Raw genomic sequence first — 19,352 nt, 5'->3', positions numbered from 1 at the left:
AAGGGTAGTCCCCGTCAGACGTAATTATATAAGGTCGATGTTGAAACGGTCACTGAAAACAACCATATAACGATTCGTTCCTGGATAATGACCATATAGTCAAGATTAAGGTCGGGTCCCTCCTACGGTGTCGTATGGAAACGCGGAAAGTGCAACGACTCGGTCCGTCGACGCTCGCGATGACGCTCCCCGCGGAGTGGGCGTCGGAACACGGCGTCGAGAAGGGTGACGAGGTCTCGCTTCGAACCAGCGGGAAAGGGACCCTCACCGTGATGCCCGAGTCCGCCAGCTCGGAGGAGACGGAAGCGATCATTCACACCGACGATCTCGACGCCGACGCCGTCGAGCGCGCGATCGTCGCCCAGTACGTCCTCGGACGGCGCATCATCCGCATCGAACGCGAAGACGGCGCGCTCGAGTCCGATCACATCAACGCGGTCTATCAGGCCGAGACGCAGCTGATGGGACTGGGAGTCATCGAGGAGACGCCAGAGAGCATCTCGATTCGCTGCTCGGTCGATCCCGAGGACTTCACGCTCGACAACCTCCTCGAGCGCCTCGAGCGGACCGGCCAGACGATGCGCGGTGAGGGGATCAAAGCGCTCGCCCACGGCAACCCCGACCTGGCCCAGCGCGCCCTGAACCGGGAACGACAGGCAAACAAGATCTTCGTGCTCTTGCTTCGCCTGATCTTTACGGCCTACCAGAACCCCAACCTCGCGCGCGCCGTCGGCCTCAACACCGGGTTCCCGCTGATCGGCTATCGCTCGATCGCGAAGAACCTCGAGTTGACCGCCGACAACGGCGAGGACATCGCCGACATCGTCATCGAGACCGAAGGTCACGCCCTGAACGTCGACAGCTCGGTGATGCGCGAGATCCGGGAGCTGAACGAGCTGGTCGACGAGATCACGTCCAAGGCCGTCGAGGCGGCCGTCGAACGCGACTACGACAAGTCCAACGAGGTCCGGGCGCTGTTCCACGATATCTCCGACGTCGAGCAGGAGATCCTCACCGGGCTCCCGGAGATGGACAACGAGGACCTGCTTCGGGTCCGCGAGGTGCTGGTCAGTCTCCAGCAGACCGCCCAGTACGCGATGCGAAGCGCCGAAATCGCGGCGAACCTCGCGCTCAACGAGGAGTCCGAGCACACGACGATCAAGTAACCGAACGCGACGGGGAGACTCGATCCGCTCTCTTTCCGTTCGATCGACCGCGTCGGTCAGCCGAGCGACGGTCCGCCGTTCGGTGCCGTCGCTCGCTCAGGAATGAGTGAAGTTAAGAGACCCCACACACAACGCCCGGGCATGGCTACGGAAACTGAGACGACGGACAAGGGCGTTGGACTGGCGCTCGCACTGGGCGCGCTCGCGGTGATCGGCGCACTGTTGATGTACACCGGCGCGCCGGACGTGACGGCGGCGTGGGGCTTCGCTGCGGCCGTTCTCTTTAGCTCGCTGGCGGTCGTCGGCATCCACCTCTACTGGCACTGAACCGGTATCGAACCGGCCTGACGACGACCGAAGCCGCGGACCACTCGTGATCCGCGTCGGACCAGAGGCCGTACCGGCCGTTAAGAGTTAAGACCGGCGACCACCTATACCGACGTACGGACGATGACCGATTACTCCGACGAAGAGCAGCGAATCATCTCGTACCTCCGCGACAGCGCCGCCCGCGGCGAGCAGTACTTCCGGGCGAAAAATATCGCGGATGCGATCGGACTCTCGTCGAAACAGGTCGGCGCTCGCCTTCCCCATCTCGCGGAGAAGACGGACGAAGTCGACATCGAAAAATGGGGTCGAGCACGGTCGACCACCTGGAAGGTGACGATCAGTTGACCGGCATCGACTTAGGGCTCCTGTTCAGCCTCGAGCCACTCGGGACCCGATGGCACCGCTCGAATCGGCGGCGGAAACCGCACGCGGTCCACGGTCTTTTTATCCGACAATCGCACACGTAGGGGCATGACTGTACGGGTCGACCGGTCGTTCGAGGTGGCGGCGTCGCCCGAGCGGGTTTGGGAGTTCATCGCTGATCCGGCGAATCGCGCCCGGGCGATCAGCGTCGTCCAGGAGTACTCCGTCGACGATTCGGACGGACGCCGAGTAACCTGGCAGGTGAAACTTCCCATCCCGCTCGTGCGGAAAACCGTGACGGTAAACACCGAAGACGTCACGCGCAGGCCGCCCGAGTACGTCAAATTCGTCGGCAAATCCAAAGTGATGGAGGTCACCGGCGAACACGAGATCGTCGACACCGAGGACGGCACTCGCCTCGAGAATCACTTCGTCGTCGACGGCAAACTGCCGGGCGTCGAGAAGTTCTTCAAGCGCAATCTCGACTCGGAGCTCCGGAACCTCCAGCGCGCCCTCGAGCGGGACCTGCAGACGACACAGTAAGGGTGGTGGGGCGACCACGGTGGAACCATGACTGCCGAGACGGACGCCGCCGTTGCCGCTTCCGACGCCGATAGCGGGGACTCCCTCACGCTCGCGCTCGCACAGATCCACGTCGAGCCCGGCGAGGTCGAGGCGAACGTCGACCGGGCGCTCGAGGCGGTGTCGCGGGCCGCCGACCGCGGCGCGGACCTGGTCGCCCTGCCGGAACTGTTCAACGTCGGGTACTTCGCGTTCGACCTCTACGCGCGCAACGCGGAGCCGTTCGCAGGCGAGACGTTCGGCCGGCTTCGGGCGGCGGCGGCCGATCACGGGATCGCCGTCCTCGCGGGCAGCATCGTCGAGGACCTGTCGGCGACCGAGGGCGTCGAGACCCCCGCCGACGAGGGGCTCGCGAACACGTCCGCGCTGTTCGACGCCGACGGTGACCTGCGACTGGTCTACCGGAAACACCACCTCTTCGGTTACGAGTCCGCGGAGTCCGACCTGCTCGTCCCCGGCGAGCGCATCGAGACGGCGGCGATCGGCGACGTTACCGTCGGCGTGACGACCTGTTACGACCTCCGATTCCCCGAACTCTATCGCCGACTGGTCGACGACGGCGTCGAACTGATACTCGTCCCCAGCGCGTGGCCCTATCCGCGGATCGAACACTGGCAGACCCTCTCGCGGGCCCGGGCGATCGAGAACCAGGCCTACGTGGCGACGATCAACGGCTCCGGCGAGTTCGACGACGCCACACTGCTCGGGCGCTCGAGCGTCTACGATCCCTGGGGCGTCTCGCTGGCCTCGAGCGGCGACGAGCCGGCGCTGGTCACGACCGAGATCGAGCCGGCAACGGTCGCGGACGTCCGCGAAGAGTTCCCCGCGCTTCGAGACCGCCGGCTGTGACCGGGTGCGGGACTACCGGTCGTGACCGGTGCGGGACAGCCGGCTATGAGCCTCACGGGACCGCGAGCCGTGTCGGGCCCCGACCGCTGACTTTTTATTTCGCCGAGTCATTTGTCCGGGTGCCGGCATAGGCGCTTTTCACGTCTCACCGGCATTGCGCGTCGCTCCGGCCCGTCGCGCGCTCGGTTCCCGGGAACCGAGCGACCACGCCCGCACCCGTCTCCTCGTCCCACCTTTCGCCTCTCGCCTCATTTCCGCTCTCGGTGGCCTCGCTCGAGAGAGCCGTCTCGGAAAGTAAGTGACAGAGGGTTCTGGTCCGCGTGAGTGAGCGGAAGTGTCCTGCTACCGTGGCAGCGGGGAATTGCCACGTCCTCCCCAACCGATTCGCTCGCTGCTCACGGTTCCCGCTAGTCACCGTTCGCGTTCCGAGGCGCTCACAATGTTCGCGTCTCGCTCCGCTCGCTCATCCCTCGCGCAGTGTTGTCGGCCGACCTCACTTCGTTCGGCCGGCCAACAGTGCGCGCCACCGCATGCCGACCGATCGATTCGGAGTGTGACGGTGACTCGCTGCACTGAGCGGTTGTGCACTGCCGTAGCAATGGGTTGGAACCGTCCTGCGGCCCGCGAGTCAGAACGGAAAGCCGCCGTAGCGGAGGTAGACCATATCGAGGATCAGGAGGAGCTGGAAGAAGCCCTGCACGCCGCCGAGCATCGCGTTCTGCTGGCCGATCGCGGCGATGACCGACGGATCGGGATTCGCCGATCGCATCTCCCTGTACATCCGAAGCTCACCGGGCAACAGGAAGCCGAAGCCCTGGACCGAGAGGATCGTGACGATGCCGAGCGCGACGGCGACCGTGGGCTCGGTCATCGCGAGGTCGCCGATTGTGCGGGCGACCCAGGTCAGCGAGCCGACCGTCGCGAGGGCGAACGTGACCTGCCAGCGACGGTCGTCCCAGGCGTTCAGCCGCCATCCCAGGAGCAGCAGGATCGGAATCAGGTTCACCGCAGTGAACAGCGCCAGCCACGAGTCGGCGTGGGGAAAGATGCCGATGCGCTGGGCCAGCGTGATGCCGCCGGCAATGGTGACGAACGCCAGCGACGGGAGCAGAAACGCCGTCTTGGGCGTCAATCGCTGGAACACCGCCGAACTCTGTTCGTCGTCGAGACCGCCGATGACCGGCCCGAGCACGGCACCCATGAAGAGATCGATTCCCGTCCACAGCACGCCGGCCATCACGTGCACGTAGGTGTGTTGCTGGACCGTCGCGACCGTCAGCGCGTAGCCGAGCGCGGCCAGCGGTACCGCGACGACCGCCACCGCGAAGGCCGGATTCGCCCGTTCCCCCATTCCCCTGATCGTTCCGCGAACCGTCGTCGTCGACATGGGTAGCAAATGACACTAATACAATATAAATGGTGTTCCTCGAGCAACAGCTACCGGAACGGGACGTATCTGGACGGCAGCGAGGCGGAACCAAGAGTTTTCGCTCGTTTCATCTCGGAAACAATTTCCAGACGTCGGTCCGAACGCGCGATCGAGAAACGAATCTGTGAGACCGACGGGAACCGATGGACGGGACTACCGGTCCCGTTCGACGGTTTCGCCGGGCATCGAGGTCGCGCCGGGCTCGAGTCGCAGCCCGGGCGTGAGACTCGTGTTGATGCCGGTCTTGACTTCGTCGCCGGCGACGACGCCGAACTTGCGTCGGCCCGTCGAGACGCGCTCGCCCTTGACGGTGAACTCGATGTCCGCGTCGTCGTGGCGGAGGTTCGCGACGTTCGTTCCGGCGCCGAAGTTGACGTTCCGTCCGAGGACGCTGTCACCGACGTACGAGAGGTGGCTCACCGACGTCCCGCGCGAGACGACGCTGTTCTTGACTTCGACGGAGTGACCGATTTCGGCGTCGCGGTCGATCAGCGTCGCGCCGCGGACGTAGGCGTTGGGCCCGATCTCCGCTCCCTCGCGGATCACGACCGGTCCCTCGATCACGACGCCGGGTTCGACCGTCGCGCCGGCCTCGACAACGACGTCGCCCTCGAGGTGGGCGTCCTCGCTCACGTCGCCGTCGATCCGCCCCTCGAGCTCGGCGATTTTCCACTCGTTGGCCGCGAGCAGCTCCCAGGGGCGGCCGACGTCCAGCCACCGATCGAGGGTGACCGACGTCACGTCGTACTCGTCGATCACCCGCGCGACGACGTCGGTGATCTCGTGTTCCCCGCGCTCGCTCGCGGGCACCGCGAGCCACTCGCGGGCCTCGGCCGGGAAGGCGTAGGCCCCGGCGTTGGCGAGGTTCGTCGGCGGTTCGTCGGGCTTCTCGACGATACCGGTCACCCGGCCGTCGCCGCCCCGTTCGGTGCTGAGAACGCCGTAATTGCGCGGGTCGTCGACCTCGATCGCGCAGACGGCCGGACAGGCGTCGAACAGCCGGTCGATCGCCGCCGGATCGTAGAGATTGTCGCCGTTGAGAACGGCGAACGGCCCCTCGAGGTGGGATCGAGCGGCGTCGACGGCGTCGGCGGTCCCCGCCTGTTCTTCCTGGACGGCGTAGGAGACCGGTACGCCCCGATACTCGGGGCCGAAGTAGTCTCGGACCGTCTCGCCTTCGTAGCCGATCACGAGGACGATTTCGTCCGCTCCGGCGTCTACCGCCGCGTCGACGGTGTGGGCCGCGAGCGGTCGGTCGGCGACCGGCAGCATCGGTTTCGGCACCGATTCCGACAGCGGTCGCATCCGCGTTCCCTGACCCGCCGCGAGAACGACTGCCTTCATGTACTCACCCCTTCCACGAATCGTCGGATAAGCGGTTCGTTCGCGAGTAGAAACTGAGATTCGGACGGTTCATCGGCACTGACGGAGGAAATACGCGTCGTAGTCTCGCTACAAGGGCCGCGAGAGTCAGTGCCGTGTCACGAGATTCAGTCCTCGGTGGTTTTGATATCGGCCGACAGCCCTTGGGCCATTTCGATCTCGTCGGCGTTGTTCATCGTCCACGCGGTACGCTCGGTGACGGCCTCGATGGCCTCGCGCGCGCTGGGGTAGCCGTTGCCCGACTTCTTGACGCCGCCGAAGGGTAACTGGACCTCCGCGCCGATACACGGCAGGTTCGCGTACGCGAGCCCGAGATCGGCGTGATCGCGGAAGTAATTGAGCTGTCGGTAGTCCTCCGAGATGATCGCCCCCGCCAGCCCGTAGGGGGTGTCGTTGTGGATCTCGACCGCGTCCGCGACGTCGCCCGAGTACTCGATCAGGGCGACGTGCGGGCCGAAACACTCCTCGTTCAGGCAGCGCAGATCGGACTCGTAGTCGATTTCGTAGACGAAGGGGCCGACCCAGTGGCCGTCCTCGTGACCGTCGGGAATTTCGCTCTCCTCGAGTTCGAACCGATCGACCAACACGTTCGCGCCCTCCTCGCGGGCGAGGTCGTTGTACTGGCGGATCTTTTCGACGTGGTCGGCCTCGATCGCGGGGCCCATGAAGGTGTCTTCCTCGAGCGGATCGCCGACGGCGATATCCTCGGCGATATCGACGAAGTGCTCTTTGAACTCGTCGTAGACGTCCTCGTGGACGATCAGGCGTTCGCTCGAGACGCAGCGCTGGCCCGTTGTCTTGAAACTCGACATGACCGCCGAGTGGACGGCGATGTCCATGTCGGCTTCCTCGGTGACGACGATCCCGTTCTTCCCGCCCATCTCGCAGGCCGCGAGTTTGCCGGGTTCGTTGCCGACCTTGCCGGCGATCTCGTGGCCGACTTCGGCCGAGCCGGTGAAGAGGACGGTGTCCACGCGCTCGTCGTCGGTGATCGCCGCGCCGGCGTCGCCGAAGCCCTGGATCATGTTGAAGACGCCGTCCGGAACCCCGGCGTCGTCCATCATCTCGGCGATGATCTGCCCGCACCACGGCGTCTGCTCGGCAGGCTTCCAGACGACGGTGTTGCCCTCGACGAGGGCGATGGCCATGTGCCAGAACGGGATCGCGACCGGGAAGTTCCACGGCGTGATACAGCCGATGACCCCCCGCGGCTTCCGGCGCATGAACGAGTCCTTGCCAGCGACTTCGGAGGGGACCACGTCGCCGTGAGGATGGCGCGCGTTGCCCGCCGCCCACTCGACCATATGCCAGGCCTCGGTCACGTCGGCCTTCCCCTCCGAGATCTCCTTGCCGCACTCCTTCGAGACGATCTCGCCGAGCTCCTCGTGGCGGTCTCGCAGCTCGTGATAGATGTCCCAGAGGTACTCCGCGCGGTCGATATAGGACAGGGAGCGCCACTCCTCGAAGGCGTCCTCGGCCGCCTCGAGGGCCGCGTCGACGTCGTCCGCCGTCCCGCGTTGGAACGTCGCCAGCGTCTCGCCGGTGGCGGGATTTTCGCTCTCGAACGTCCGCTCGCTCCCGTCATCGTCGGACTGCGTCCGACTGCTCGCGGAACCCCGTCCCGCGCCGTCGGTCCACTCGCCGCCGATGTAGTGGCCGCGTCCCTGTTCGGTGAGTTGCTGGCTCATACGCGAAGAAACGACGGGCGCAGTGAAAATCCTGATGGTGGTTCACACAGCCCGGATCGACGATGGAATTCGAGAGACGAACCGCTCCCGTCGGGCGGTCCGCAGCGTGATCGGTGCCGACTGATATCGGGACGGGAACGCCGACGAATCTCGGGGACGGGACCGCTGATGGGCCGCGGAGACGGAAACACCGACGAACGGCTCTGTCGGGCTCCGTCGCCCCGTTCCGAATCGCGTTCGTTATCCGCTGGCGTCCCTGAAGACGTGTGTGACACCCCCCGAATCCCGCACCGACGAGGGTCGAACGCTGACGAGTCGCGGGTACCGAATCACCGTCGACGACGGCCGTGACTCGTTTTTCGCGATCTGTCTCGAGGAGCCGGACAGCGAGACGGCCTGGATCATGTCTGACACCGTTCGAACGCTCGACGACATGCGCTAAGCCATCAGTTCAGGTCGATTCCCGACCCGGAGGCCGAAGAGCGGCCCGCCGAGCATATTTCGTCACCGTTATTCGTCGGACCGGTCCGACCGCTACCGGCAGCGTCGACCTGGAACGCTCTCCGTCTCCCGCCGGTCACGTCATCGATCCTCCTCTTCACCGCGCTCCTCGGTGACGGTCCGTTCTCCCTCCGGTGGCGCATCCTCCATATCGGGGTGGCGCTCGTCGCCCGCCTCCGTCATCCCCTCTGTCGAGGGCTCGAGGCCCTCACCAGTCCGTCCCTCCTCGCTCGCGGCCGGCTCGTCGGGCGACCCCGGCTGTGGTCCTGCGGTCCGCTGCTCGTCAGCGTCGTCCCGCGCGTCGGTGCTCTCGTCGCGCTGAATCACGGGGTCGGTCCCCGAATCGGCCGGTTCGTCCGGCGACGAGCGCTCGTCCGCGAGGCGGATCGCGGTCCCGGTGACCTCACTGACGGCGCTGGCGTCCATCGGAACGATGTCCTCCTCGCTCTCCCACTCGAGGATGGCCCGGATCGTACTCCTCGCGTCGTCGTTCACGTCGACGTACGCCGTCTCCGTCTCGGTCATCTTGACGGTCCCGAGGACGTCGCCGCCCGCGGTTTCGACCCGCTTGCCGACGTCGTCGTCGGTGAACGGTGGGCTCATACGTCGGCATAGCGTCACTCGGGGAAAACTCGTGGTGCCTGCACTGGCCGGTCAGTCGATGGCTGCATTAGCCTGTCAGTCGGCGACCGGTCCGGCCGCCGCCGAGACTGGGTCACCCCCCGCCCAGATCGGCCGCCTTCTCGAGTTCGCTGCGCAAGGTCGTCGAGTCGAACTCGTGGTCGGGTCGGAGCCGGACGAAGTCGAGGAACTCCCGCGCGGCGAGCAGATGCGAGGGCTCGTAGGCGGTCGCGGCCGCGTCGACGGCCTCGCGCGGGCCGATGCGGGGCTCGAGGACGGCGAGCGCACAGGCCAGATCGTATGCCGTCGTCTCGTCGACGCGGTCGTCGTGGACGCTGGTCGCGTCGATGAAGTAGAACTCGCCGTCACAGAGCAGGATGTTCTCGGCACGCAGGTCGCCGTGGGCCAGCCCGTGTTCGTGCAGCGTCGCGAGCATCTCGAACAGTTCGGGCGCTCGCCGGGCGACCACGTCGTCGGAGACGTCGTCGAGCGACCGGAAGTCAGGGAGGTACTCGAGGACGAGGACGCCCAGTCCGTTGACCTCGAAGGCGTCGATGGGCTGGGGCGCGTTGATGCCGATCTCTTGCATCCGTTCGGTCGCCGCGTACTCGTGTTCGACCATCTCGCGGGGCGTGTCGAACCGATCGAAGAAGCCCTCGGTGCCCGAGGAGAACGCGCCGACGTTCCGACCGGTCGTCAACACCGCGTGGACCAGCGCGTTCTGGCGGGAGACGATCTTGACGAACCACTGGTCGTCGATCACGCAGGGCGTCGAAAGCCAGTTGTCGGCCTCGAGGAACTCCACGCGGACACAGTCGCGATCGTAGCGATCCGCCAGCGTGCGGACGACACGCTCGATGCGGCTCCACTCGATCGATCCACGTGCGAGCCGGCGGATGTCCATACGGGATCTGTCGACAGTCGGCGTTAAATGCCCCTCGAAGTGTTACCGGGAGAATGTATTCGGTTCCGGTCAGTTCGGTCGCCGACCGGTCCCGTCCTCGTATCCGACCGGCCCGTCAGAACAGTATTATTATCACTGATCCAAGGGTATTGTCGAGTAGTATGGATGCTATCGACGATCTCAGCGACGCGATCGACGTCACTCGGAACCGGTTGACGCCGGTTCGGACGGGGACCTGGCTCAGGCTCGCGCTCATCGTCTTCTTCGTGAGCTCGCTCGGGCTGGGCGGGCCGACGGTTCCGGGCGGTGACACCGGCACGGTCACCGACGGGCCGACGGTCGAGGAGCAGCCACAGGAACTCGAGGGGATAGTGACCGACGAACTGGTGTTCTGGGCGCTCGTGATCGTCGCGATCGTCCTGATACTCTGGTTGGTCTACGAGTTCATCGCCGCGGTCATGGAGTTCGCCTTCCTCGAGTCGCTCCGGTCGTCCGACATCCACGTGAGACGATATTTCGCCGAGAACCTGGGAAAGGGGCTGTGGCTGTTCCTGTTCCGATTCGGTCTCCGAGTGCTGTTCGCGGTTCTCGGCATCGTCCCGGCCGTGGCCCTCTTTCTCTCGCTGGAGTCGGGAATCGACGGCCTCTCGGCGGGTCTACTCTTGCTCTACCTCCTCTATGCAGTCGTCTTAGGCCTGCTCTATAGTATCACGATGCGATTTACCACCGAGTTCGTCACGCCGATCATGCTACTGACGGATCGCGGCGTCCTCGACGGCTGGGGCCGATTCTGGCCGACGATGAAAGCGAACTGGACCGATTACGGCGTCTATCTCCTGTTGGTCTGGATCCTCCAGTTCGTCGTCGGCATCGCCGCCACGTTCGTCATCGGCTTCGCCAGCGTGCTACTGGCGATCCCGTTCGTGATCGTCATCGTCCTGCTGGTGGTCGCGTTCGATACGGCGGGACTACTCCTGGCGATTCTGGTCGCCATCGTCGGAGTCGTCCTCGTTCTGCTCCTGGCGTCGCTGTTCTACGTCCCCATCGCGACCTACTTCCGCTACTACGCACTGCTGCTCCTCGGCGATACTGACGGCGACCTGGATCTCATCCCCGATCGACGCGAGGCGGTCCGCGGTGGCGGACCGATCGACGGCGGCGATCGCGGCGACGGACCGGCCGACGGCGGTGGTCGCGACGGCGGAGACGGCCCTACTGGATTCGGGTCCCGCGAGCCCGACTCGGACGGCTCGAGCGACTGGGACGAGACGAACGGCCGAGACGACACGAACGGCTGGAACGATACCGGCGGCTGGAACGACGAGCGAGACGATACCGAGTCTCGAGACGAGCGAGATCGGACGGCCGACCGCGACGAAGACGACGATCGCGACTGGAGATAGGAGCAACCCGGGCTCGAACACCGGCAGAGTTGGGCCCCGAGTACGGGCGGAATCGCCCCCGCGAGCACCGGCAGAGTTGGTCTCGGGCACGAGCGGGCCCGAGACCTCGAGTACGGTTCGTGACCCTCGCCGGTGCGCTTATTTCGGACGCTAGCAAGTATCACGTATGGAGTTCGACCTGCCCGACGAGCACCGGATGATCCGGGAGACCGTCAGGGACTTCTGCGAGCGGGAGATCGAGCCGATCGCCCAGGAGATCGAGGACGAGCATCGGTTCCCCGCGGAGATCTTCGAGCAGCTCGCCGATCTCGATATGATGGGCGTGCCCATCGACGAGGCGTACGGCGGGCTCGGCGGTGATACGCTCATGTACGCGCTGGTCGCCGAGGAACTCGGCCGCGTCTCCGGCGCGATCGGACTCTCCTACGTCGCCCACACGTCGCTCGCGTCGAAACCCATCGAACTGTTCGGCTCCGACGCCCAGAAAGAGCGGTGGCTGCGCCCGCTCGCCGAGGGCGAGTATCTCGGCGGCTGGGCACTGACCGAACCCGGAAGCGGGTCCGACGCGTCGGATATGGATACTACCGCCGAGCGGGACGGAGACGAGTGGGTTCTGAACGGCACCAAGCAGTTCATTACGAACGCCTCCGAAGCGGGCTCGATCCTCGTGAAAGCGGTCACGGAGCCCGACGCGGGCTACGACGGCATCTCGACGTTCATCGTCGACCCGCGCGCGGACGACGGCTTCGAGGTGACGACCGTCTGGGACAAGATGGGACTCAACGCGTCGCCGACCTGCGAAATAACTCTCGAGAACGTGCGCCTCCCCGAGGATCGCCTGCTCGGCGCGGAAGGCGACGGCTGGGAGCAGACGAAGAAGACCCTCGACGGGGGCCGCATCTCCATCGCCGCGCTCTCGACGGGGCTCGCGCAGGGAGCCTACGAACACGCCAAGGAGTACAGTACGGAACGCGAGCAGTTCGGACAGCCGATCTCCGAGTTCGACGCGATCCGAGACACGGTCGTCGACATGCACCGGAAGACCGAGCGAGCGCGACTCCTCACCCGCAAGGCCGCCTGGAAGTACGATCGGGGAGAGCCGGTGACCGAGGCGTCGGCGCTGGCGAAACTCGACGCCAGCGAGGCCGCCCGCGAGGTCGCCGAGGACGCCGTCCAGGTGCTCGGCGGCTACGGCTACACGACCGATTTCGCTCCGCAGCGGTTCTACCGCGACGCGAAACTCATGGAGATCGGCGAGGGGACCAGCGAAATTCAGCACCTGGTCATCGGCCGAGAACTCGGACTCTGAGCGGAGCAGACGCGAGCGGTCGCTCGAGCCGTGAATCGTGAGTCGTGACGTGACCGAACCCGCTGTACTACTATCGATGTCAGCCGCGGATGCCATCCAAATCTGCCGCGGATGCCGTCGATACCAGCCGCAGATACCGTCGAAATCAGCCGAGAACGCCGTCGTCGCTCTCGTTGCTGTCGCTTCCGTCGTCGGTTTGGTTGTCGTCGCTCCCGTCCGTGCTCTCGTTCCCGCCGTCGTCGGTGCTCTCGTTTCCACCGTCGTCGGACCCGCCATCGTCGGATCCGCCGTCCCCGCTCGAGGCCCCCTCGTCCACATCAGTGGTCACCGCTTCGGTGAGCGCCGCGATGTTCGGTTCCTCCTGGCGTTCGACGTACTCGGGATAGACGCCGATGGTCACGAGCAGGTCCTCGTCGGCCTCGACGGCCTCGGTGATGTAGATGTTGACGGGGACGTCCTCGCCGTCGAACTCCGCGTCGGCGGTGAACTGCGACTGGGTCGTCGACTGTTCGAGGATCGTGATATCGGAGTCCTCATCGTGGGAGATGTTGTCGATCCCGTCGTAGTTGCTCCTGACGAGATCCATGAGCTCCTGCGTCGACATCTCTCCGACGGGGTTGAGTTCCTTGCCGACGATGCTCACCTGCGGCGTCGTCAACACGTTGAAGACGGCACCGCGGCGGCTGCCGAGCAGCCCCATGTCGACCGACTTCTCGTGTTTAGTCATGTGGTTGGTGACCGTGACGGTCTCGTTCGTCGGTCCGACGTCCCGCTCGACGGGGAGCGCTTCGATGGCGGTCTGTTCGTAGCCCGTCTCCTCGCGAGCGTCGGCTTCGACGCCGGCGGGTGACGATTCGTGTTCGGCCATCCCAAGCAGCCCCAGACAGCCCGACAGGCCGGCGAGGCCGGCGGCTCCGAGTCCCGCGATGACGGTTCGTCGATTCATTTCCTACAACTGCCGATTCAGTTGGTAAGTGTTTGTTGAAACGGCGACTGTCTGTCAACGTGAAAAGAGATCAGTATTCGAGTGGCGATTTCCGACCGCTCGAGGCCAAGGGAGACGATCCCCGACTCAGGGCCAGCTGCCGGCTTCCTCGAAGGCGTCGGCGACGCGCTGGATCGCGACGACGTAGGCCGCGGTTCGCGGGTTCTCGAGGTCGTGTTCCTCGTAGGTCTCGACCAGCGCGTCGAAGGCGTCGACGATGATCGTCTCGAGCTCCTCGTTGACGCGCTCTTCGGACCAGTAGAAGCGCTGGCGGTTCTGGACCCACTCGAAGTAGGAGACGGTGACGCCGCCCGCGTTCGCGAGGATGTCCGGGATGACGAAGACGTCCGTTTCCTCGAGCACCTCGTCGGCCGCGGGGGTCAGCGGCCCGTTCGCGGCCTCCGAGATGACGTCGGCCGCGACGTCCTCGGCGAGGTCGGCGTCGATCGCGTTCTCGAGCGCCGCGGGGATCAACAGGTCGACGTCGAGGGTGAGGACCTCGTCGTTAGTGATCTCCTCGTCGCTCTCCTCGTAGCCGACGACGCTGCCCGTCTCGTTCTTGTGTTCTTTCGCCGCGACCGGATCGAACCCGTCGGGGTTGTAGATACCGCCGCTCGAGTCGCTGGCGGCGACGACGGTCGCGCCCATCTCGTCGATCAGTTTGGCGGCGATCCAGCCCGCGTTGCCGTAGCCCTGCACGGCGACGGTCGCGCCCTCGAGGTCCTTGTCGAGGTAGTCGAACGCTTCGCGCGCGGCGATGACGGTCGAGCGACCGGTCGCCTCGACGCGGCCCTCGCTGCCGCCGGAGTCGAGCGCCTTGCCCGTGATGACGCCCGGTTCCGTCGTGTTCTCGAGGGTCTCGTAGGTGTCTTTGATCCAGTTCATCTCCCGCTGGCCCGTGTTCACGTCGGGCGCGGGAACGTCTCGGTCCTCGCCGATCAGGGGACGCAGCTCTTTGGCGAACGAACGGGTGAGTCGCTCGAGTTCCGCTTCGGAGTAGTCGTCCGGATCGAGCGCGATACCGCCCTTGCCACCGCCGAGGGGAATGTCGACGATCGCAGTCTTGTAGGTCATCCAGCCCGACAGCGCCTTGACCTCGTCGCGGGAGACCTGCGGGTGGTAGCGAATACCGCCTTTATAGGGGCCGCGATCGCCGTTGAACTGCGAGCGGAAGGCGGTAAAGCGCTCGAGATCTCCGTCGTCGCCTTCGATCGTGAGGTTCGTCTCGAGCACTCGCTCGGGGTGTTTGAGTCGCTCGATCTCGTCGCCGCCGACATCGAGGTAGTTTGCGGCCTCGTCGATCTGCGATTGGAGGCTTTCGAACGGATTGGCTTCGTCGGACATTGGGAGTAGCTTCCGAGGAAACGAAAATAAACGTGGCGAATGTCCCCCATAGTGCATAAGTTACAATATAAGGTCTTCAGACGCGGTTATATATTGTATGGATGTCGCGGCCGCCGGCGGGTCGACGATCGCGACACTGACGGCGGGTCGACAATTGCGATAGACGTGTAGTCCACGCGACCGAACGGCGAACGGAGCGTACCCGACCGCGTGCCGCGTTAGGCCCACGCGCCGACGGCCGCTGCGCGCGAACGGATTCGCTCGGCTCGAGCGATCAGGGGCGCGTCGATCATCTCGCCGTCGACCGCGAAGACGCCTCGGCCCTCGGCATCGGCCTCGTCTCTGGCGTCGAGCACGCGCCTGGCCCACTCGATCTGCTCGGCCGACGGGGTGAACGCCTCGTTGATCGGCCCGACTTGGGCGGGGTGGATCGCCAACTTCCCGTCGTAGCCGAGTTGAATCGCGAACTCGACGTCCTCGCGGAGGGCATCCTCGTCCTCGAAATCGGACACGATGGTATCGATCGCCGGACAGTCGTTGGCCGCGGCCGCGAGGACGACGCGTTCTCGCGCGTAGAGCACTTCGGTCCCCTCGGCCGTCCGCGTCGCGCCGATGTCCGCCGCGAGGTCTTCCGCGCCGAACACCAACGCGTCGGTCGCGGACACGGCCGCGATCTCGGGTGCCGCGAGTATTCCGGCGGCGCTCTCGAGCAGCGCGAAGACGGGAAACACCGTCTCGTACGTACCGAGTTCGTCGACGAGCGCGCGGACATCGTCGGCCGAGCCGACTTTCGGAAGCATGACGCTATCGAGTCGAAGTTCCGTGCCGTCCCCCAGTAGAGCGTCGAGATCGTCCCTGAGCGTCGATTCCGTCGCGTTAACTCGAACGCAGACCTCGCAGTCGGGATCGAAACCGGGATCGGACAGTACGTCGCGAACGGCGTCGCGAGCGTCGGCTTTGCGCCGGGGTGCGACCGCGTCCTCGAGATCGAAGACGACTACGTCCGCCCCCGAATCGGGCGCTTTCCGACACATCTCGGGGCGGTCACCGGGAGTGAACAGCACGCTTCTACGGACCATACCGATCTCTCGAACGGCCAGAACCAAAGTCGTCAGTGTGACGGCGAGTCGTCATCGGAGTGCCAGCGAGCCGTCGCCGGCCGCTCGGTCGGGGCGTCTCCGATCAGCGGTACTGTAGCGTCGTCAGGTCGACCAGTCGTCGCTCGAGACGGACGTGATCGGTCGGCGACGGACACCCCTCGTTCAGAGTGAAAGACCGGTCGAGTCACCGGGGTGTTCGGATGTCCGGGTTGCCGATCGATCGGTCGCGTTCGGTGAGCGCGTCCCACCCCTCGTTCAGACTGAAACGCAGTCGCGACGTCCGGGACCGTTTTCAGTCTGAACGAGGGGCGGCCCGACGAACTTCGGTGTCGTGGGGTCGCCGAGGGGACCCACACCCCCTATTCAGAGTGAAAAGCGGCTGAACGGAACCGGGGTCGATGAACTCGGACGAGACGGCGTTCGTCGGGCTGAAAGCGTTTTGTCTCTCCGCTTTCTTCTTACACCTCTGCGTCAACGTCTATCTCTCTCGAGAACTGTGTGAAGAAATCGTCCATAAAACGCCAGCGAGACGTTCCGAGACGGCGTCCGGGTGACGTATATAACGCATCCAGCCGTTCCTCTGCCCATTCTCGAAGGAGCGTGATATCGGGCAGGTCCGACGTAACCGTTCCACCGACTTCCGGGGTATCGATCACCGCGTATTTCTCGCCTGCACTTCCCGACCGCTCGCCGACGATACAGGCCATCCGAACGAGACCGACCGCTCCGATAGCTTCCAGCTTATCCGCGTCGAAGAGCAACTCCGCCTCGAGCGTCTCCGGCTCCGGAGAACTGGAACGGATACTGTGCGTTCGAATACAGTGTTTGACGGCATCGATCCGGTCGGATGCCACCCCTTCGGTCTCGAGGAGGGCTTCCGCTTCGACCGCACCCCATTCGTCGTGGTCATCGATCTCCCCTGTTCGCTCCAGTGGACGACCGATGTCGTGTAACCACGCCGCCGCAGTGAGCACGTCTCTCTCGACGATTCTCTCGCACCCGTTCGCTAATCGATTCGACAAGTCACGGACCCGATTGGCGTGGAAACGATCGTGAGCCGGGAGGGCGTCGTCGTAATACGGTAGCGACAACCCTCGAGCGAGGGGACCTAATTCCTGCGTCATGAGGGGCGTGAAAAATAGAGGACTGATGACATAACGGTTGTGGATTTCTCATCAGGCGGTACGAAACGGCCGAACAGAACGAAACGAGCCCGAGAGTGCGAAATGAGCCCAGCAGTACGAAACGGGCGCGCTCGATTGCCGAATTTCCGTTCAGAACTCGCGAGTGTTTACTCCCGCCCGCAGAATCGTTCCGGTGACCTCTCGTTCGGCCCCCTTTCAGTCTGAACGGGGGGTGGAGCCGCCGTCGAACGAGACTTCAGTCTGCATCCGGCAGAGCGCTCGAGTACTGAGAATCTGTACGAGAAAGGCTATATAGGGACTCTACCCGACCCTTATCAGTCTGAACTACCTTCCATAGTTTTATAATGAGCGTCTTCCAGAACAGAACTATGGCTGAGCAGACGGGTGGGGACCCGCTCTTCGAATCTCACGACCCCATCTTCAATCGGAAGGAACTCCTCCACGTCGGACACGTCCCCGACGAGGACCGCATCGTCGGACGCGACGACGAGATCCAGTCCGTCGCCGCCGAAGTCGGTGCGATCACGCGAGGCGATCCGCCGAACAACGTAATGATCTACGGCAAGACCGGAACCGGGAAGAGTCTGATCTCTCGACACGTCGCGACGCGGGCTCAGGACGCCGCGCGAGGCAACGACATTGACTGTGGCGTTCTCTACGTCGACTGTTCCGAAGCGAACACGGAAACCCGGACGACGCGTCAGTTAGCGCTCAATCTGAAAGAGCAGACCGACTACCAGCAGAATATTCCGCTCCGGGGGGTCGGGACCATGGAGTACTACCAGCACATCTGGGGCATTCTCGAGGCCTGTTTCGATGCGGTCGTCGTCATCTTGGACGAGATCGATAAACTGGACAACAGCAATATCTTGATGCAGCTCTCTCGCGCTCGCGAGGCACAGAAAACGGACGCGTACATCGGCGTCATCGGGATCAGTAACAAGGTCCAGTATCGGGAGACGCTCGACGAACGCATCGACAGCAGTTTCGGCCATCGAGAGCTGTTCTTCCACCCCTACGACGCCTCGCAACTTCGCGAGATCATGCGCAACCGCGAGGACGCCTTTCAGCCCGACGTCCTCGAGGACGGGACGATCGAGCTCTGTGCCGCCCTCGCGGCCAAGAAACACGGCGACGCGCGGAAGGCGATCGAGATCCTCAAGGAGGCCGGCGAACTCGCTCGACGAACCGGCAGCGAGACGGTCTCGGAGGACCACATCCAGCAGGCCCAGGAGGTCGCCGAAATCAACCGCATCGAGGAACTCACCAGCGGTGCGACCGTCCACGCGAAGCTCGCCCTGTACGCGCTCGCGAGTTGCATCATCACCGGCGATCGAGAGACGTACAAGACTCGAGAGGTGTACGAGCGCTACGTCGGCATCTGCGAACTGGTCGCCACCGATCCGATCACCGAAAACGGGCTGTATCGGCAGCTAAAGGAACAGGCGTTCTTGGGCGTCATCGAGTCCGAAAAGACCGGTGGCGGTCGGTCACAGGGGAGTTACCTCTTGCATCGCCTCGTCACCGATCCGAAACACATCGTCAAGGCGGTCCGTCGGGACGCCTCGCTCGAGGACCTCCCGACGGACGATCGGCTCCGCGAGACCGGTCCGTCGACGGGGAACCGTGACGTCGATCTCACCTCGTTTTCGTGACACGGTGTTTTCGTGAGACAGCCGTCTCTCGGCCGCTGAAGCGATGGGTCGTTCCCCGAAAGCGGGGTTGACGAGAGCCATTCCCCGAAAGCAGGGTCAACGAAGACCATTCCCCGAAAGCAGAGTCAACGAGGGCCATTTCCTGCGGGTAAGGTCGTTGTGGACTATTCCTCGAGAGCGGAATCGGCGAGGATCGGGGTCGGCCCCGGCGTCGACGAGAGGCAGCCCCCTCCATATCCCCGCTTTCACTCTGAATAAGGGGTGGGGGTCCCGTGAATCGACGAGCGCCGACCGATAGACGTTCCGTTTCGACGCGTCCGCGTCGACTGATAAAATATCGCGTTCGCGTTACCTTCGTCTCATGCTGCTTCGACGAGTTCAGAGCGACGCCGGGATCGTCGGTCGACGACCGATCCACAGTCGGTACAGACGAGCAATCGCTCGTCGCCGGCCGTCACGGTCTCCCAGTCGCCGGTGATCGGACTCTCGTGGCCACACTCCGGACAGATGAGGACGGCTTTTCGCTGCGCTGGCGGCGGGTGCGAATCGTCGTGATGCGTATGCGCTGACATTGCCGTTTCTAGGAATTCGACGG

Annotated in this window: 19 protein-coding genes; 9 read left to right on the top strand and 10 right to left on the bottom strand. The window is 64.5% G+C overall.

The annotated features are described in order from the left end of the window. Positions 1-134: 134 nt before the first annotated feature. From LDH66_RS13400 to LDH66_RS13380, 5 genes are all read left to right on the top strand, one after another. Positions 135-1,166 (top strand): phosphate uptake regulator PhoU, encoded by a 1,032-nt coding sequence (locus LDH66_RS13400; RefSeq protein WP_226481574.1) that lies wholly within the window; start codon positions 135-137, stop codon positions 1,164-1,166. Between the two features lie 141 nt (positions 1,167-1,307). Further along, positions 1,308-1,493 (top strand): DUF7525 family protein, encoded by a 186-nt coding sequence (locus tag LDH66_RS13395; RefSeq protein WP_226481573.1) that lies wholly within the window; start codon positions 1,308-1,310, stop codon positions 1,491-1,493. A 123-nt stretch (positions 1,494-1,616) separates the two neighbouring features. Beyond that, complete coding sequence (locus LDH66_RS13390; RefSeq protein WP_226481572.1) at positions 1,617-1,841, top strand: DUF7123 family protein; 225 nt, start codon at positions 1,617-1,619, stop codon at positions 1,839-1,841. 126 nt (positions 1,842-1,967) lie between these two features. Then, complete coding sequence (locus tag LDH66_RS13385) at positions 1,968-2,402, top strand: SRPBCC family protein (RefSeq protein WP_226481571.1); 435 nt, start codon at positions 1,968-1,970, stop codon at positions 2,400-2,402. A gap of 27 nt (positions 2,403-2,429) precedes the next feature. Then, positions 2,430-3,290, top strand: a complete 861-nt coding sequence (locus LDH66_RS13380) for a carbon-nitrogen family hydrolase (protein WP_226481570.1) — start codon at positions 2,430-2,432, stop codon at positions 3,288-3,290. A 628-nt stretch (positions 3,291-3,918) separates the two neighbouring features. On the opposite strand, the gene LDH66_RS13375 is transcribed toward LDH66_RS13380, so the two are convergent. The 3 genes from LDH66_RS13375 to LDH66_RS13365 all read right to left on the bottom strand — a co-directional run bounded on the left by LDH66_RS13375 (position 3,919) and on the right by LDH66_RS13365 (position 7,790). Next, on the bottom strand, positions 3,919-4,641 hold the full coding sequence (locus LDH66_RS13375) for a hypothetical protein (RefSeq protein WP_425492952.1): 723 nt from the start codon (positions 4,639-4,641) through the stop codon (positions 3,919-3,921). A 231-nt stretch (positions 4,642-4,872) separates the two neighbouring features. Beyond that, the gene (gene glmU / locus LDH66_RS13370) at positions 4,873-6,063 is read right to left on the bottom strand and encodes a bifunctional sugar-1-phosphate nucleotidylyltransferase/acetyltransferase (RefSeq protein WP_226481568.1); all 1,191 of its coding nucleotides are present in this window, start codon (positions 6,061-6,063) and stop codon (positions 4,873-4,875) included. Between the two features lie 146 nt (positions 6,064-6,209). Next, positions 6,210-7,790, bottom strand: a complete 1,581-nt coding sequence (locus tag LDH66_RS13365; protein WP_226481567.1) for an aldehyde dehydrogenase family protein — start codon at positions 7,788-7,790, stop codon at positions 6,210-6,212. A 268-nt stretch (positions 7,791-8,058) separates the two neighbouring features. Between LDH66_RS13365 and LDH66_RS13360 the strand changes: the two genes are divergently transcribed. Next, complete coding sequence (locus tag LDH66_RS13360) at positions 8,059-8,232, top strand: hypothetical protein (RefSeq protein WP_226481566.1); 174 nt, start codon at positions 8,059-8,061, stop codon at positions 8,230-8,232. A 140-nt stretch (positions 8,233-8,372) separates the two neighbouring features. On the opposite strand, the gene LDH66_RS13355 is transcribed toward LDH66_RS13360, so the two are convergent. Next, positions 8,373-8,894 carry a hypothetical protein gene (locus LDH66_RS13355; RefSeq protein WP_226481565.1) on the bottom strand — a complete coding sequence of 174 codons (522 nt, stop codon included), beginning with the start codon at positions 8,892-8,894 and terminating at the stop codon, positions 8,373-8,375. A 112-nt stretch (positions 8,895-9,006) separates the two neighbouring features. Beyond that, on the bottom strand, positions 9,007-9,816 hold the full coding sequence (locus LDH66_RS13350) for an RIO1 family regulatory kinase/ATPase domain-containing protein (protein ID WP_226481564.1): 810 nt from the start codon (positions 9,814-9,816) through the stop codon (positions 9,007-9,009). 161 nt (positions 9,817-9,977) lie between these two features. Between LDH66_RS13350 and LDH66_RS13345 the strand changes: the two genes are divergently transcribed. Together LDH66_RS13345 and LDH66_RS13340 are read left to right on the top strand one after the other, a co-directional pair. Further along, positions 9,978-11,219 carry a DUF7544 domain-containing protein gene (locus LDH66_RS13345; RefSeq protein ID WP_226481563.1) on the top strand — a complete coding sequence of 414 codons (1,242 nt, stop codon included), beginning with the start codon at positions 9,978-9,980 and terminating at the stop codon, positions 11,217-11,219. Positions 11,220-11,385: 166 nt separating this feature from the next. Beyond that, positions 11,386-12,528 carry an acyl-CoA dehydrogenase family protein gene (locus LDH66_RS13340; protein WP_226481562.1) on the top strand — a complete coding sequence of 381 codons (1,143 nt, stop codon included), beginning with the start codon at positions 11,386-11,388 and terminating at the stop codon, positions 12,526-12,528. A 145-nt stretch (positions 12,529-12,673) separates the two neighbouring features. On the opposite strand, the gene LDH66_RS13335 is transcribed toward LDH66_RS13340, so the two are convergent. The 4 genes from LDH66_RS13335 to LDH66_RS13320 all read right to left on the bottom strand — a co-directional run bounded on the left by LDH66_RS13335 (position 12,674) and on the right by LDH66_RS13320 (position 17,081). Then, on the bottom strand, positions 12,674-13,474 hold the full coding sequence (locus tag LDH66_RS13335; RefSeq protein ID WP_226481561.1) for a DUF6517 family protein: 801 nt from the start codon (positions 13,472-13,474) through the stop codon (positions 12,674-12,676). A 126-nt stretch (positions 13,475-13,600) separates the two neighbouring features. After that, the gene (locus LDH66_RS13330; protein WP_226481560.1) at positions 13,601-14,857 is read right to left on the bottom strand and encodes a Glu/Leu/Phe/Val family dehydrogenase; all 1,257 of its coding nucleotides are present in this window, start codon (positions 14,855-14,857) and stop codon (positions 13,601-13,603) included. A gap of 218 nt (positions 14,858-15,075) precedes the next feature. Further along, positions 15,076-15,936, bottom strand: coding sequence for an HpcH/HpaI aldolase/citrate lyase family protein (locus LDH66_RS13325; RefSeq protein WP_226481559.1), 861 nt, complete (start codon positions 15,934-15,936; stop codon positions 15,076-15,078). Between the two features lie 479 nt (positions 15,937-16,415). Then, complete coding sequence (locus tag LDH66_RS13320; protein WP_226481558.1) at positions 16,416-17,081, bottom strand: HD domain-containing protein; 666 nt, start codon at positions 17,079-17,081, stop codon at positions 16,416-16,418. Between the two features lie 389 nt (positions 17,082-17,470). Here LDH66_RS13320 and LDH66_RS13315 point away from each other — a divergent pair, with 389 nt between their 5' ends. Then, entirely contained in the window at positions 17,471-18,757 is a 1,287-nt protein-coding gene (locus LDH66_RS13315) for a Cdc6/Cdc18 family protein (RefSeq protein ID WP_226481557.1), read from the top strand. Between the two features lie 359 nt (positions 18,758-19,116). Here LDH66_RS13315 and LDH66_RS13310 read toward each other — a convergent pair whose 3' ends face one another. Continuing rightward, positions 19,117-19,329 carry a DUF8106 domain-containing protein gene (locus tag LDH66_RS13310; RefSeq protein WP_226481556.1) on the bottom strand — a complete coding sequence of 71 codons (213 nt, stop codon included), beginning with the start codon at positions 19,327-19,329 and terminating at the stop codon, positions 19,117-19,119. Positions 19,330-19,352 lie beyond the last annotated feature (23 nt).

Origin of the sequence: Natrinema amylolyticum (assembly GCF_020515625.1) — an archaeon.
In the GTDB taxonomy this organism is placed as follows: domain Archaea; phylum Halobacteriota; class Halobacteria; order Halobacteriales; family Natrialbaceae; genus Natrinema; species Natrinema amylolyticum.
This window is presented reverse-complemented; position numbering and strand designations above follow the sequence as displayed.

Bases quoted from the DNA above. Each gene is read 5' to 3' on its own strand.
- LDH66_RS13395 (WP_226481573.1), top strand. From the start codon at position 1,308: ATGGCTACGGAAACTGAGACGACGGACAAGGGCGTTGGACTGGCGCTC.
- LDH66_RS13310 (WP_226481556.1), bottom strand. From the start codon at position 19,329: ATGTCAGCGCATACGCATCACGACGATTCGCACCCGCCGCCAGCGCAG.
- LDH66_RS13380 (WP_226481570.1), top strand. From the start codon at position 2,430: ATGACTGCCGAGACGGACGCCGCCGTTGCCGCTTCCGACGCCGATAGC.
- LDH66_RS13390 (WP_226481572.1), top strand. From the start codon at position 1,617: ATGACCGATTACTCCGACGAAGAGCAGCGAATCATCTCGTACCTCCGC.
- glmU (WP_226481568.1), bottom strand. From the start codon at position 6,063: ATGAAGGCAGTCGTTCTCGCGGCGGGTCAGGGAACGCGGATGCGACCG.
- LDH66_RS13365 (WP_226481567.1), bottom strand. From the start codon at position 7,790: ATGAGCCAGCAACTCACCGAACAGGGACGCGGCCACTACATCGGCGGC.
- LDH66_RS13325 (WP_226481559.1), bottom strand. From the start codon at position 15,936: ATGGTCCGTAGAAGCGTGCTGTTCACTCCCGGTGACCGCCCCGAGATG.
- LDH66_RS13320 (WP_226481558.1), bottom strand. From the start codon at position 17,081: ATGACGCAGGAATTAGGTCCCCTCGCTCGAGGGTTGTCGCTACCGTAT.
- LDH66_RS13385 (WP_226481571.1), top strand. From the start codon at position 1,968: ATGACTGTACGGGTCGACCGGTCGTTCGAGGTGGCGGCGTCGCCCGAG.
- LDH66_RS13330 (WP_226481560.1), bottom strand. From the start codon at position 14,857: ATGTCCGACGAAGCCAATCCGTTCGAAAGCCTCCAATCGCAGATCGAC.
- LDH66_RS13375 (WP_425492952.1), bottom strand. From the start codon at position 4,641: ATGGGGGAACGGGCGAATCCGGCCTTCGCGGTGGCGGTCGTCGCGGTA.
- LDH66_RS13350 (WP_226481564.1), bottom strand. From the start codon at position 9,816: ATGGACATCCGCCGGCTCGCACGTGGATCGATCGAGTGGAGCCGCATC.
- LDH66_RS13400 (WP_226481574.1), top strand. From the start codon at position 135: ATGGAAACGCGGAAAGTGCAACGACTCGGTCCGTCGACGCTCGCGATG.
- LDH66_RS13335 (WP_226481561.1), bottom strand. From the start codon at position 13,474: ATGAATCGACGAACCGTCATCGCGGGACTCGGAGCCGCCGGCCTCGCC.
- LDH66_RS13340 (WP_226481562.1), top strand. From the start codon at position 11,386: ATGGAGTTCGACCTGCCCGACGAGCACCGGATGATCCGGGAGACCGTC.
- LDH66_RS13315 (WP_226481557.1), top strand. From the start codon at position 17,471: ATGGCTGAGCAGACGGGTGGGGACCCGCTCTTCGAATCTCACGACCCC.
- LDH66_RS13355 (WP_226481565.1), bottom strand. From the start codon at position 8,894: ATGAGCCCACCGTTCACCGACGACGACGTCGGCAAGCGGGTCGAAACC.
- LDH66_RS13345 (WP_226481563.1), top strand. From the start codon at position 9,978: ATGGATGCTATCGACGATCTCAGCGACGCGATCGACGTCACTCGGAAC.